General features: G+C 52.0%; 16 protein-coding genes and 1 pseudogene. 9 read left to right on the forward strand and 8 right to left on the reverse strand.

The genetic code is table 11. From position 1 onward, the window contains the following. From rpmA to HYS22_04180, 8 genes are read left to right on the forward strand one after another with little or no spacing between them, the layout of a single operon-like run. On the forward strand, positions 1-252 hold the full coding sequence (gene rpmA, locus HYS22_04145; GenBank protein ID MBI1909341.1) for a 50S ribosomal protein L27: 252 nt from the start codon (positions 1-3) through the stop codon (positions 250-252). Next, entirely contained in the window at positions 249-1,262 is a 1,014-nt protein-coding gene (gene obgE / locus HYS22_04150) for a GTPase ObgE (GenBank protein MBI1909342.1), read from the forward strand. Before rpmA ends, obgE begins: the two co-directional genes overlap by 4 nt. Then, entirely contained in the window at positions 1,234-2,034 is an 801-nt protein-coding gene (gene proB, locus HYS22_04155) for a glutamate 5-kinase (protein ID MBI1909343.1), read from the forward strand. The genes obgE and proB overlap by 29 nt, the downstream gene beginning before the upstream one ends. Continuing rightward, positions 2,025-3,281: a glutamate-5-semialdehyde dehydrogenase gene (locus HYS22_04160; GenBank protein MBI1909344.1), complete on the forward strand. Its 1,257-nt coding sequence runs from the start codon at positions 2,025-2,027 to the stop codon at positions 3,279-3,281. The genes proB and HYS22_04160 overlap by 10 nt, the downstream gene beginning before the upstream one ends. A gap of 28 nt (positions 3,282-3,309) precedes the next feature. Next, positions 3,310-3,630, forward strand: coding sequence for a ribosome silencing factor (rsfS, locus tag HYS22_04165; GenBank protein ID MBI1909345.1), 321 nt, complete (start codon positions 3,310-3,312; stop codon positions 3,628-3,630). Further along, positions 3,630-5,237: a 2,3-bisphosphoglycerate-independent phosphoglycerate mutase gene (locus tag HYS22_04170; GenBank protein MBI1909346.1), complete on the forward strand. Its 1,608-nt coding sequence runs from the start codon at positions 3,630-3,632 to the stop codon at positions 5,235-5,237. The genes rsfS and HYS22_04170 overlap by 1 nt, the downstream gene beginning before the upstream one ends. Beyond that, positions 5,234-5,641: a PaaI family thioesterase gene (locus HYS22_04175; GenBank protein ID MBI1909347.1), complete on the forward strand. Its 408-nt coding sequence runs from the start codon at positions 5,234-5,236 to the stop codon at positions 5,639-5,641. Before HYS22_04170 ends, HYS22_04175 begins: the two co-directional genes overlap by 4 nt. Before the next feature lie 10 nt (positions 5,642-5,651). Then, positions 5,652-6,137, forward strand: a complete 486-nt coding sequence (locus tag HYS22_04180; protein MBI1909348.1) for a YajQ family cyclic di-GMP-binding protein — start codon at positions 5,652-5,654, stop codon at positions 6,135-6,137. A 4-nt stretch (positions 6,138-6,141) separates the two neighbouring features. On the opposite strand, the pseudogene HYS22_04185 reads toward HYS22_04180, so the two are convergent. From HYS22_04185 to HYS22_04195, 3 genes and pseudogenes are all read right to left on the reverse strand, one after another. Then, a pseudogene (locus HYS22_04185) lies at positions 6,142-7,503 on the reverse strand (short-chain fatty acid transporter). Positions 7,504-7,508: 5 nt separating this feature from the next. Then, positions 7,509-7,823: a helix-turn-helix transcriptional regulator gene (locus HYS22_04190; protein ID MBI1909349.1), complete on the reverse strand. Its 315-nt coding sequence runs from the start codon at positions 7,821-7,823 to the stop codon at positions 7,509-7,511. Beyond that, positions 7,820-8,143: a type II toxin-antitoxin system RelE/ParE family toxin gene (locus tag HYS22_04195; GenBank protein MBI1909350.1), complete on the reverse strand. Its 324-nt coding sequence runs from the start codon at positions 8,141-8,143 to the stop codon at positions 7,820-7,822. The genes HYS22_04190 and HYS22_04195 overlap by 4 nt, the downstream gene beginning before the upstream one ends. 106 nt (positions 8,144-8,249) lie before the next feature. On the opposite strand from HYS22_04195, the gene HYS22_04200 reads away from it, so the two are divergent. After that, a complete protein-coding gene (locus tag HYS22_04200; protein ID MBI1909351.1) occupies positions 8,250-10,247 on the forward strand; it encodes an acetoacetate--CoA ligase in 1,998 nt (665 codons plus the stop codon). Here HYS22_04200 and HYS22_04205 read toward each other — a convergent pair. Genes HYS22_04205 through HYS22_04225 form a run of 5 tightly spaced genes read right to left on the reverse strand, consistent with a single transcriptional unit; the run spans position 10,244 to position 12,769 of the window. After that, entirely contained in the window at positions 10,244-10,960 is a 717-nt protein-coding gene (locus HYS22_04205; GenBank protein ID MBI1909352.1) for a pilus assembly PilX N-terminal domain-containing protein, read from the reverse strand. The genes HYS22_04200 and HYS22_04205 overlap by 4 nt on opposite strands. Next, complete coding sequence (locus tag HYS22_04210) at positions 10,944-11,447, reverse strand: hypothetical protein (GenBank protein ID MBI1909353.1); 504 nt, start codon at positions 11,445-11,447, stop codon at positions 10,944-10,946. The genes HYS22_04205 and HYS22_04210 overlap by 17 nt, the downstream gene beginning before the upstream one ends. Next, positions 11,444-11,866 carry a prepilin-type N-terminal cleavage/methylation domain-containing protein gene (locus HYS22_04215; protein MBI1909354.1) on the reverse strand — a complete coding sequence of 141 codons (423 nt, stop codon included), beginning with the start codon at positions 11,864-11,866 and terminating at the stop codon, positions 11,444-11,446. Before HYS22_04215 ends, HYS22_04210 begins: the two co-directional genes overlap by 4 nt. Then, entirely contained in the window at positions 11,863-12,327 is a 465-nt protein-coding gene (locus HYS22_04220; protein MBI1909355.1) for a prepilin-type N-terminal cleavage/methylation domain-containing protein, read from the reverse strand. Before HYS22_04220 ends, HYS22_04215 begins: the two co-directional genes overlap by 4 nt. A 22-nt stretch (positions 12,328-12,349) precedes the next feature. After that, entirely contained in the window at positions 12,350-12,769 is a 420-nt protein-coding gene (locus tag HYS22_04225; protein MBI1909356.1) for a prepilin-type N-terminal cleavage/methylation domain-containing protein, read from the reverse strand. Positions 12,770-12,830: the final 61 nt, after the last annotated feature.

Raw genomic sequence — 12,830 nt, forward strand, 5'->3', positions numbered from 1 at the left:
ATGGCCACCAAAAAAGGGGGCGGTTCCTCCTCAAACGGCCGCGATAGTCAGGCCAAACGACGCGGGGTTAAAGTCTTTGCAGGGGAGACGATCCCTGCCGGCTCCATCCTCGTCCGGCAAAAGGGGACCCGCATCCTGCCGGGGCAGAACGTCGGTGTCGGCCGTGACTGGACCCTGTTTGCCAAGGTGAGTGGTATTGTTAAGTACGAAGCGGCTGGTGAAAAGCGCCGCGTCTCTGTCCTTCCGGCTTGAAATTCATCGACGAGGCTAAAATTTCGCTCAGGGCGGGTGACGGGGGGAATGGGTGTGTCTCGTTCCGCAGGGAAAAGTATGTCCCGCGCGGCGGACCCAATGGCGGGAGCGGCGGTCATGGCGGGAGTCTCTTTTTTAAGGCGGACCCCGGTCTTTTTACCCTCCTCGACTTCAAGTACAAACGCCATTTCCAGGCCGAACGGGGGGCGAACGGTCAGGGGAAAGACAAGCATGGCGCCAGTGGCCGGGATCTGATCATCCGTGTTCCAGTCGGCACCCTTGTCAAGGGGGGAGAAGGAAATATCCTGGCCGATCTGGACAAACCGGACGAACAGATCCTCATTGCGCAGGGGGGCAAAGGGGGACGGGGGAACGCCTCCTTCCTTTCCAATACCAACCGTGCCCCCCGGACAGCAGAAAAAGGAACCGCCGGTGAAGAGAAAGAACTATTTCTTGAGCTGAAACTTCTGGCCGATGTCGGCCTCCTGGGCCTTCCCAACGCCGGCAAATCAACGCTGCTCTCATCCATCTCTTCGGCACACCCCACCATTGCCGATTACCCTTTTACAACAAAGATCCCGGTCTTGGGGATGGTCCCGTTGGCTAATCATCTTAGGATCATCATTGCTGACCTCCCCGGATTGATTGAAGGGGCCAGTGAGGGAAGCGGCCTCGGTTTTCGATTCTTGCGCCATGCCGAACGGACCAAACTCCTGATCCATCTGGTTGATCTCTCCGACCAATCCTCACCCCCGCTAGACCGCTTCAACCTGATTGAAAAAGAACTGAAAACCTACAACCCTTTGGTCGCCGAGAAAAAGAGGATCGTCCTCCTCACAAAAATCGACTTGCCAGAGGCCAAAAGAGACCTCTATGATGTCCGGAAGTCTTTTGAAAAGAAGGGGTACGAAGTTTTCCCGCTCTCCGCAAAGGTGGGAGAAGGGGTTAAGCCCCTTTTAAAACGGTTGGAAGAAATTTTCTATGGGAAGAAAAAAACTAAAAAAAGTTAAAACCGTCGTCGTGAAGGCCGGCACCAGTATCCTTGCCGGCAAGGGGGGCTCGCTCTCCCCTGCCCTCTTAAAACGGGTGACCCAAGAGATCCTTTTTCTTTTAAAAAAAGGGGTTCGGGTTGTCTTCGTCTCCTCGGGGGCGATTGCCTCAGGGGTTCATCAACTCCGGTATGGCCGGAGACCCAAGGAAATCAGCGAACTCCAGGCCTGTGCCGCCGTCGGTCAGCCGATCCTGATGCAGGCCTACCAAAAACTTTTTGCCCGCGCCAAGGTTCAGGTCGGCCAGATCCTGATTACTCGTGATGATCTGGAGAATAAAAAACGTTTTCTCCATGCCAAGCATACCCTCAAAAAACTCCTGAAACACAAAATTCTGCCGATTGTGAATGAAAACGATTCAGTCGTCGTGGAGGAGATCAAGGTTGGGGACAATGACAACCTGGCCGCCCATGTCGCCATACTGGCCGAGGCCGATCTTCTGATCATCCTGACGGACCAGGACGGTTTTTATACCAGGGACCCTTCCCGATTTTCCGACGCCAAACTGATTACCACCGTTCAAGGCATTAATAAAAAAACGGAGGGGAAGGCCTCTGGAACTTCACGAGCGACAAGTATTGGCGGGATGCAGACAAAGATCCAGGCGGCTAAACTGACCGGTCGTTTTGGAATCCCAACACTGATCGCTAATGGAAAAACCAAAGGGATCATGAGGCAGGTCATCAATGGGGAAATCGTGGGGACCCTGTTCCTCACAAAAAGATTTTCGTGAAAAACAAGATCCTAAAAATAGCCCAAAGGGCCAAAAAAGCCTCTGAGACCGCTGCCGTTCTCCGGACAGAACTCAAGAACCGGCTCCTGAACAAGATGGCTGACCAGCTCCTGGCCTCCGAAAAGAGGATCCAGGAGGCCAATGCCAAGGATCTTCGTTTTGCAGAAAAAAAGAAACTCTCCCCGGCATTGATCGACCGTCTCCGATTGAACACCAAACGGACCCACGAGATGGCCCAGGGCTTAAGAGAGGTTGCTTCCCTCCCTGATCCGGTGGGCGAGGTCGTTAAAAAATGGACAAGACCGAACGGACTGCAGGTCTCAAAGGTGCGGATCCCTCTGGGAGTCGTGGCAGTCATTTATGAATCACGCCCCAACGTCACCGTTGATGCCGCCGGGCTCTGTCTCAAATCGGGCAACGCCATCATCCTCCGGGGCGGTTCCGAGGCGATTCACTCCAACATCACCCTCGCCAGGATTCTTCGGGAGGTTCTTTCTTCCCACAAGCTTGATCCAGAGATTGTGCAGATTCTTGAAACCACCGACCGGAAGGCGATGGAGATCCTCGTCCGGCAGGACCGATGGATTGATGTGGTGATTCCACGCGGCGGTGAAGCTTTGATGAAATGGATGGCAGAACACTCACGAATACCGGTGATCAAACATGACAAGGGAGTTTGTCACATCTTTGTCGATCAATCGGCCGATCTGGCGATGGCCGAAAATATTGCCTTCAATGCCAAGGTCCAGCGACCGGGGGTCTGCAACGCGATGGAAACACTTTTGGTTCACAAGGAGATTGCCCCCCAATTCCTCCCCCGGATGATTGAAAGATACCGTTCGGCCGGGGTTGAAATCCGGGGCTGTCCCACCACACGAAAGATTCTTAAAGGTCTCAAGCCGGCAAGTGAAAAGGATTGGTCGACCGAGTACCTCGACCTGATCCTTTCGATACGCGTGGTCCCAGATCTGCCCGGTGCCATCGCCCATATCCGAAAATATGGTTCCAGTCACACAGAGTCGATTATCAGCCAAGACCCGCAAAGTACGGAAACATTTTTGAATGAATTGCAGTCCTCCGTTGTCCTTCATAACGCCTCAACCCGTTTTAACGACGGCGGGCAACTTGGGCTAGGGGCTGAAATCGGAATCTCGACAACGAAGCTCCATGCCTTCGGCCCGATGGGGTTGGAAGAATTGACCACCACCAAATTCATCGTGAGAGGAAGCGGACAAACGCGTGAATAAAACCCAGACCCGAACAACCGCCCGTCTTATGGCCCAGGCGGCCTACGACAAAAAAGCGGAGCAGATCACCGTCCTTGATCTTCGGGAACTGACCTCCTTCACCGATTTCTTCGTGATCGCCAGCGGGTCGTCAGACCGGCAGGTCCAGGCCATCGCCAACAACATCGAAGAGACCCTCAAAAAGAAAAAAATCCAGCTGATCGGCTCTGAGGGGTACACTCACGGCCACTGGGTTCTGTTGGATTATGGTGACGTGGTCGCCCATATTTTTTACGAAGAGGAGAGATCATTTTACGACCTCGAAAGACTCTGGAGCGATGCCAAACGGGTGAAGTTTAATCTGAAATAATGAAGCCGCTGGTCCTCATCATTCTGGACGGCTGGGGGGTCAGGGAAACAAAAGAATCCAATGCCCTGGCGATGGCTCAACTGCCGAACTATTCCGGATTTTTAAAAAACTACCCATGGACAACGCTTGAAGGATCAGGCCCTGCGGTCGGTCTCCCCGAGGGGGTGATGGGAAATTCCGAGGTCGGCCATATGACGATCGGTGCCGGACGGATTGTCTATCAGGGGCTTTCCAGGATTTATGCCGCGATCGGCGACCGTTCTTTCTTTAAAAACCCTGCCTTCCTCCAGGCGATCCATGCAGCCAAAAAAAACAGGTCCGCCTTGCACCTGATCGGGCTCCTCTCGGACGGGGCGGTCCACAGCCACATCGACCACCTGTTTGCGCTGATTGATCTTGCCAAGAAGGAGGGGATCAAAAGACTGTTCATCCACTGTTTCATGGATGGGCGGGATACGGCGCCAACCAGCGGTGTTGATTTTATACAACGGTTGAGCGAGAAATTAAAATCAGTTGGGATTGGCCAGGTGGCGACACTGATGGGGCGTTACTGGGGGATGGATCGGGATAAAAGATGGGATAGAACCGAAGCGGCCTATGAGGCGATGACAAACGGCGTGGGGAGGAAGGAATATTTTCCAATCGGGGCAGTCAGGGCGGCCTATGACCGTAGGGAAACTGATGAATTTGTCAAACCGATTGTCCTCTGCCACCCGGACACAACTCCGGTCGGCCGGATCAGGGATAACGATGCGGTGATCTTCTTTAATTTTAGGGCCGACCGGGCCCGGCAGATCACCCATGCCTTAACAGACCCGGAGTTTAAGCGAGGATCTAGCTTAGCTAGTCCGAGTGCGGGGTTCGGGGCCATCGGAGGCGCAGCCGAACGGGGCCCTGAGTTTAAAGATCATCCGAAACTCTCAACATTTGCCTGCATGATGGCCTACGATGCCACCTTTAAACTGCCGGTCGCCTTTACCAAGGAGGTCCCGAAGAAAATCCTCCCTGAAGTCCTGGCGGACGGCGGTTTAAAGCAACTCCGCATTGCCGAAACTGAGAAATATGCCCATGTCACCTATTTTTTTAACGGCGGAGAAGAAAAGATTTTTCCCGGGGAGGAACGGATCCTGCTCCCCTCCCCCCGTCAGGTCCCGACCTATGATCAGATCCCGGAAATGGCAGCTCGAAAAATAACCGAAGAGGTTTTAAAAAAAATAACGGGCGACAGCCCTGATTTTATCGTTCTTAATTTTGCCAATCCGGATATGGTGGGGCATACCGCTATAGCCCCCGCCATTATCAAGGCTGTCGAAACGGTCGATGATTGTCTGGGTCCGATTGCCAAGGCGGTCTTGGCAAAGGGGGGAAGTCTCATCATCACCGCTGATCATGGGAATTGTGAACAGATGGTGGATGACAAGGGAGAACCGCACACCCAACACACTCTCAACCCGGTCCCTTTTATTCTCATCGATTCCCAATACCAGGGGAAGGAAGGAAAAAAATTGCTTCGCCAAGGGGGAAGACTCTGTGATATAGCACCCACCATTCTCAAGCTGATGGGGATTGATCAACCGAAAGAAATGACGGGGGTTTCATTGTTGTGATCAGGGACATTCGAAAAGTTTTTAACGAAAAGGATCACTTCGGCGATTTTCTCGGTTATCACCTGGAGAAGATCGAAGAGGGGTATGCCGAAACGACCCTCACTTTGAAAGAAAAGCACTTGAGCCCTGCGGCGCGCGCCCATGGTGGTGTTGTCGCCTCTCTCATCGATTTTGCGATGGGGGCGGCCAGTTGCAGCACCTTGAAAGAGAATGAGCTGTTGGCCACGATTGAGATGAAGGTTAATTTTCTGGAGGTTCTGATGGTCGGGGATGCGATCCGGGCCAATGCCTCGGTGCTCTTCCGTGGAAAGAGCACGATCACCACAGAGGCAAAGGTCTTTGAAGGGACAAGACTGGTCGCAGTCGGATTGGGGACATTCAAGGTCTATCCGGTCAAACCTTAAAGGAGAAGAAATGCCCTCTTTTGACATCGTTTCCGAAATCAATAGACAGGAGGTCGACAACGCCGTCAACCAGACCCGAAAGGAAATTATCACTCGCTACGATTTCAAAGGGAGCAAGAGCGAGATCAATCTGGACAAAGACGAAATTCATCTCCTCTCGGATGACGATTACAAGATGAAGGCGTTGATCGATATCCTTCAAAACAAGTCTGTCAAGCGCGGTATCAGCCTGAAGTCGTTTGAGGTTGGCAAGATCGAACCGGCAGGGGGGCAGTCGCTCAAATGCACCATCAAGCTCGTCAACGGTATCGACACTGACCGGGCGAGAGAACTCGTCCGGAAGATCAAGGAGCTCGAGCTGAAGGTGCAACCCTCGATCGATGGCGATAAGGTTCGTATCTCCGGGAAAAAAAGAGACGACCTTCAGGGGGTCATCCAGACGGTGCGCGGTTTTGATTTTCCAATCCCCTTGCAATTTATCAACTTCCGCGATTGATCCTTTAAAACAGGTTGAGATAGGGAACTATTGCAAAAGAGAGCGACACAAAAATCACATAAACGATAAAAAACATCAACAAGTAACCCATAATCTCTGAAAACCGTACCTTCGCTATTCCGAGTAATGGGATAGCCCAAAAAGGTTGAATCGCATCTGTCATCATATCTCCCCAAGCATAAGAAAGAACGGTGAGCCCCCGAGACACCCCTAATTGCTTTGCCGCCTGGAGAACATAAGGTGCCTCAATAGCCCATTTAGAACCGCCGCTGGGAACGATATAATTTAAAAGACCCGAATACCAATAGTTGAGTAAAGGAAAAGTATCAACCGTGGCGATCCGAGAAATTGCAGAAGCTGCCACATCTTGAAACCCTGAAAATTTGACCATGCCGAAAATACCGGCGTATAGCGGAAACTGAATGACAACACCCCAAAGGTAACGTCCTCCTTCTTCACACGCTCTCAAAAATGACCGTGGGGTCCGATGAAATAAAATAGCCAGCGTAATAAACACGAAATTAACAACGTCTAAAGTTAATGCCGCTCCCTGCCGCCAAAAGTAATCGACTAACCAAATTAATCCAATCCCACCAACGGCAAAATTAAACAGCCAACTATTTTCAATCCGGTCGGCAGGGGACAAAACTCTTCCAATCTCTTCATGCCCTCCCGTTGGTTCATTTCCAATCAGATTTTCAACCCACGTTTCTGATTCAGGAGGGTGCAAACGACTTGCCATGAAAGTAAGAACCAAGATGGTAACAATGAGAAGAAATATGTTGAATGGATGAAAGATTGTCTGCGATGTAAGAATGAGACCAAAGTCCTTCTCCAGAAAATTTTTAGGAGTTGCCATGAGGAGCGGCGCTGATGCAGATAATCCTGCGTGCCATGTGGTAGCCATCCCTAAATAACCACAAGCAACAAGCAAACGATAATCAACTTTAACTCCTCGTTGAGCCGCTGACTTCGCAATAGTTCGGACAAGAATGGCGCTGGTTACCAGCCCTAACCCCCAATTAATCGCACCAAGAGACATTGAAACAAACGCTGTTAGACCAACCGCTGATCGTGGAGTTCTCACCAAGGCAGCTATCTTTTCAAGGAAGAGCCGAATAGGACGAGAGGTTGCCAAAACGTAACCACTCATAATCATGAGGCACATCTGCATTGCAAAAGAAAGGAGGGACCAAAAGCCATCCCCCCAATACCGAACAATATCAAGAAAGGTAGACGCCGTTGTACCCCACACCAACAAGGCCGTACTAAGGGCAAGAATAATGGCGATGACAAAAGAATCGGGCATCCAACGCATGCTGAAGCGCGTTAGTATATGTGCAATACGGGATATCATAGTTTATATCAACTTTAAGCCGCCCTCTTGAACTTAAACCCGAATTCGAGCTCCCCGTGACAGGCTACCGCAATACGAGCTAGGAGGGAGAGCGACGGAACCCGGCAGTCACCACCCCCCTCGAGTCTCGCGATCACACTCTGTGTCGTACCGATCTTCCTGGCGAGCTGGGCTTGGGTGAGTCTGGCTCGGATGCGCACCGCCTTAACCACCATAGCGATTGACGTCTTGGCCCGCTCTTCCTCATAGTGAAACCTAATTTCGGGATCTTTGAGCAGACGCTCAAAAAAAGAATCTGCTACCTTGTAGGCTTGTTTTCTTGGTTTCATAAAACCTCCTTTAATCGCCTCTCCGCGAGTTCGAAATCGCGGAGTGGTGTTTTCTGTGTCGTTTTCTTAAAGGCATGAAGCCACACCATGCTATCCCCTTGGATCATAACGTAACAGATGCGATACCCTCCTCTCGAAGCCTGGAACTTAACCTCCCAGAGCTTCCCACGAAGCTGTTTGAAAGTAACCCGTGGACAGTGAAGGCCAAACTCCCGAATGCCGTTATAGACATCTGCGAAGCGGGCTTGATCCGGTTTTGGAAGGGACCAGATAAACTCTTCAACCGGACTTCTCCCCGAAGCCGAAAGATAAAACGACACCCGCATCTGAGTAACTATAGCCAATTGGCTATTTAATTACAAGCCTAAAATCTACACATTTTTATTTGCCTCTAAACTCTAACTAATGATAAACGTAGCAGCCATCATGGTCTCCCCCCTTTGGACCCCAACCGCTGAGAGAGTCGAAAAAAGCAACTTCACCTCTTATCTTCAATTTCTTGATAAAGAAAAAAACTTAAAATTCCGTTCTTACGCCGAGCTTCATCACTGGTCGGTCATAGAGACCGCTCCATTCTGGGAATCCCTCTGGCAATTTTTCAAAATTGAGGCGTCCACTCCCTACCGACAGGTCATCGGGGAAAAGAGACCCCTGAAGGGGGTCCCCCGACCGGAGTGGTTCCCTGGTGCCCGGCTCAACTTTGCACAAAACCTCCTCCGCTACCGAGATGACCAAATAGCCCTGATCGCCATCAAAGAGAGTGGAGAGAGGAAAACGATCACTTACAAGGAATTGTATCAAAAAGTGGCTCGGTGTGCCTCGGCCCTGAAAAAAGCCGGCGTTAAAACTGGTGACCGTGTAGCCGGCTATGTTCCTAATTGTGCGGAGTCGATTGTGGCGATGCTGGCCGCGACCAGTCTGGGGGCTATTTGGTCCTCCTGTTCCCCGGACTTTGGGGTGCAGGGGGTTCTGGATCGGTTTCAACAAATCGGACCAAAGGTTCTTTTTACGGTCGATGGGTACACCTACAACGGGAAACGACATGATCTCATGGCCCGTTTGGAAACCATTATTCCAAAACTCTCCTCCCTACAAAAAACGATCGTCATTCCCTTTGTCGGGGAAAAAATCCCCCTTCATCCCCCTTTGACAAAGGGGGGAACGGGGGGATTTGTGTCATGGAACGAATTTATCGATAACAAGGCGGTCGAAATCGATTTCACCCCTCTCCCCTTCGATCACCCGGTTTACATCCTGTATTCTTCAGGGACCACTGGAAAACCGAAGTGCCTCGTTCATGGGGCTGGCGGGACACTCCTGCAACATCTCAAAGAGCTGGCCCTGCATACCGATCTTAAAAGAGAGGATACGATTTTCTTTTTCACCACCTGCGGCTGGATGATGTGGAACTGGCTTGTCAGTTCAATGGCCGTTGGGGCTACAATCGTCTGCTATGATGGGAGCCCCTCTTTCCCCAATCTCGATGCCCTTTGGCAGATGGCAGACCAGGAAAAAATAACCATCTTTGGAACAAGCCCCAAGTTTTTAACCGCCTGCCAACAGGCCGGGATCACCCCTGGAAAAAGTAAGGGCGTCCGCCTCAGGCGGACGCCCTTACAAAAACTAAAAACCCTCCTCTCCACCGGTTCACCGCTCTCCGTAGAAAACTTTGAGTGGGTGTATCAGAATATCAAAAAGGATCTGCTTTTAGCCTCTATCTCTGGCGGCACCGACATCATCTCCTGCTTCATGCTCGGGAACCCTTGTCTGCCAGTCTATGCCGGCGAGATCCAGTGTCCGGGGCTCGGGATGAAGGTCGAGGCCTGGGACGAAAATGGGAAGGGCGTCATCGGTCAAAAGGGGGAACTGGTTTGTACCGCTCCTTTCCCCTCCATGCCAGTCTTCTTCTGGAACGATCCTGATGGGAAAAAGTATCAAGGGGCCTATTTCGAGAAATTCCCCGGCGTCTGGCACCACGGTGATTTCATCGAGGTTACCCCTCAAAAAGGGATTATTGTCTATGGGCGCTCCGATGCGACGCTAAACCCGGGGGGTGTTCGGATCGGAACGGCCGAGATCTACCGTCAGGTAGAAACAATCCCCGAGGTTGCCGACAGTCTTGTGATCGGGCAACGGTGGCAAAACGATGTGAGGATCATCCTGTTTGTTGTCCCAGTCCAGGGGGTCCAACTCGATGATCCCTTAAAGGAGAAGATTAGAAAGACGATCCGGGAGACAACAACCCCCCGGCATCTCCCGGCAAAAATTATTGCTGTTCGAGGGGTCCCTTACACGATCAGCGGGAAGAAGGTGGAACTGGCAGTCACCCGCCTGATCCATGGAGAACCGGTCACCAACACCGAGGCGTTGGCGAATCCTGAAATTCTTGAAGGATATAGAAATTGCCCCGAGTTACAATCCTAATCCTCCGGCAGAAACGTTCCGGTCAGCATTGATTCATCCGCCATCACCACGGTGAGTGTAAAGGTTCTTCCCCGAAGATCGGTGTCAAACCCAATCTCGTTAAAAATGGCACGACCTCCCCCGGTGATCGCTTCGTCAACCAGCTCGGCCAATCCGCCGGATTGAATCCCCGTTGGTAAAAAGGAATTGTTCGTATTCTCAATCTTGATGTTCGTCAGATGCTCGGAAGATTGCGGCAAGGTCCACTCCACGATCACCTTATCAATTACAATCTGTGAAAGCTCGGAACATTCTTTTTCAACAGTAACATGCTGGATCAAATTTTGACCGTTTTTCCATTCGGCATCCTCAACATCCAGTGCGGCACAATCCGCCTGGGTGACAATCTGAACGGTATGAATACTGGTGCGCGTCCCCACCGTCCCGGTCACCGTCATCAGACTGCCACTCTGCCCGATGGTGAAAGAACCGTTGCCAAAGGTGAGTCCCGGCGGGTTGACTACCGGAGACTGCCCCATCCCCACCTTTTTCAGACCATACTCAATGCCGGCCTGCGTAATATAAAAGGCCTCGTCGTACTGCACCGCATTGGTCACCAGGGAACTGTTATGAACCAGGGTATAGTTGACCACCAGACCAAAGAGGCTGAGGATTGCCAGGGTCACGGCGGCCGCGATGATTGAAACACCACGCTCGTTATTGAAAATTCCCATAAACAAAGTTCCTCGGAAAAACCTGAGACCGCAGGGTTATATTATTGGTCTGACTGTCATTCGGCATCAGTGTCAAGCCAATGGCAACCCTCCGCACTTTGGATACGGCATTGGTTGAATTCCCGTTCTTGTCCCAATAACTGAAACTGAGACTAAAGATCCCTGTCGCCAGGGAATCGTTGCCTCGGGAAAGGGTATTACCATTCAGGGAGAAATTGGTCACGGTGCCGGTGGTGTCCCTGAAGGTGAGGGTTGTCCCACCGAGGGGACCCTGAAAACTGGAGATCCCCAATAAACGGATTTCGCGGACCATCCGATCCATCGCCAGCTCTGCCCGTTCAAGGATATCCTGACGGGAACTGACCAGCTGGTAGGCAGATAACCCGCGGAGGAGGAGTTCGGCGGTCACCGCAAAAATTGCGGAAATGACGGCGATCACCAGAATGGTCTCCAATAACCCAAATCCCTGATTCCCCCTTTTTCTCATAGAGGCACCCAATTAGTCACAAAGGTGAGAACCAGACGGCTCTGGCCAAAACCGGTCACCGTCACGGCAATCTGTTTGTAACCGACATCGACTCCTGAAGGGATAAAGCTGTTTCCGGAAGGGGTGATAAAACTGACCACCGTCGTCCGGTTGAAATTGGGGAAGCTGGCAACCGGTGACTCCGTTGTTGTCCCAGTAGCCAGGGAGGCATAACCGTTCAACTCCCTCTGGGCAATCAGCTCTTCTAATTTTTCATTGGCGAGGTAGGTCGCCGTCAGGGTCTGGTCGGTGACAACAGAGGTTGTAAAAATGTTCGAATAGAGGGTCATCAGGCCGACAAGGCCAAACCCCAGAATCACAACGACCAATATCGCCTCGATGAAGGTGAAACCAGCTGATTTCGGGCCTGTTAATTTCATGGCAGATTAATCGCCCCCGTATTGGCAATAATCTGGACTGGCCTGGTTGTCCCTCCATTCAGAAGGGTCAACGTCCCGCCGCCGCCGATCACCGGGCGGCCTACCGGATCAAATTCGACCTGATAGGGGGACTGGATGGAGACGTTCCTGAAGCGGACCGGGAGGTTCTCCTGATAAGGACCCCCCGTCAGGGGATCGATCGCCGCAACCCCAACCCCCCCCTGATAGACCGTATAAGTCCCATCCTGAAAAAAATTGATCCCGCAGTTGACCCCGCTGGTCATCGCCAGTTGCTGGGTTTTGCGAAGATCCATCCGGACCTTCAGGGCCGCCGATTGCAAGGCCTGCTGATTGGAAAGGGTCGGGATCTCAACAACGAGGGCCAGGAGGGAGACCAGAAAGAGGATCAGGACCAGCTCGATCAGGGTAAACCCCGACATCTTTCGAGGCCTTGAGGTCATACCCTTGGATCACCCCCTTCTCTTACTGGAAGGTCCCTGTCGCCGCGGTGTAGGTGAAGGTAACGGCCGCACCGCCCCCTGTTGGGGTATAGGTGTAGGCGAGCCCATTCTTGGCCCACCGCCCATCCTCAACCCCCTGCTGCAGGACGCCGGTGAAACAACGGTTTGCCGTACCACAGGCGGCATTACCGGCTGGATCAAGTGTCGCCGGGGGGTTTCCCGCACCACCCTGGGCCACGTTCAGCGCCCGTTGATTGGCAATCCCCGCCCTGACCGCACCCACAACACCGTCCCGGGCTGAGGTCTCGGCATTCCCTACGATATTGATGAACGAGGGAAGGGCCGCTACCGCCAAGATCCCGAGGATAGCGATCACCAGGACTAACTCAATCAGCGTAAACCCCTTCTCACGTCGCCTACGCCCTGAGACAAGTCTATTCATACACACCTCCTTATCAATTTGAAATTATAGATGGGTTATTAAATATTGTCAATTTATTGCT

Source organism: Deltaproteobacteria bacterium (genome assembly GCA_016177765.1).
GTDB lineage: Bacteria > UBA10199 > UBA10199 > JACPAL01 > JACOUP01 > JACOUP01.

Coding starts and splice junctions, on each gene's coding strand:
- rpmA (MBI1909341.1), top strand. CDS start 1: ATGGCCACCAAAAAAGGGGGCGGTTCCTCCTCAAACGGCCGCGATAGT.
- proB (MBI1909343.1), top strand. CDS start 1,234: ATGGGAAGAAAAAAACTAAAAAAAGTTAAAACCGTCGTCGTGAAGGCC.
- rsfS (MBI1909345.1), top strand. CDS start 3,310: ATGGCCCAGGCGGCCTACGACAAAAAAGCGGAGCAGATCACCGTCCTT.
- HYS22_04170 (MBI1909346.1), top strand. CDS start 3,630: ATGAAGCCGCTGGTCCTCATCATTCTGGACGGCTGGGGGGTCAGGGAA.
- HYS22_04180 (MBI1909348.1), top strand. CDS start 5,652: ATGCCCTCTTTTGACATCGTTTCCGAAATCAATAGACAGGAGGTCGAC.
- HYS22_04190 (MBI1909349.1), bottom strand. CDS start 7,823: ATGAAACCAAGAAAACAAGCCTACAAGGTAGCAGATTCTTTTTTTGAG.
- HYS22_04200 (MBI1909351.1), top strand. CDS start 8,250: ATGGTCTCCCCCCTTTGGACCCCAACCGCTGAGAGAGTCGAAAAAAGC.
- HYS22_04205 (MBI1909352.1), bottom strand. CDS start 10,960: ATGGGAATTTTCAATAACGAGCGTGGTGTTTCAATCATCGCGGCCGCC.
- HYS22_04210 (MBI1909353.1), bottom strand. CDS start 11,447: ATGAGAAAAAGGGGGAATCAGGGATTTGGGTTATTGGAGACCATTCTG.
- HYS22_04215 (MBI1909354.1), bottom strand. CDS start 11,866: ATGAAATTAACAGGCCCGAAATCAGCTGGTTTCACCTTCATCGAGGCG.
- HYS22_04220 (MBI1909355.1), bottom strand. CDS start 12,327: ATGACCTCAAGGCCTCGAAAGATGTCGGGGTTTACCCTGATCGAGCTG.
- HYS22_04225 (MBI1909356.1), bottom strand. CDS start 12,769: ATGAATAGACTTGTCTCAGGGCGTAGGCGACGTGAGAAGGGGTTTACG.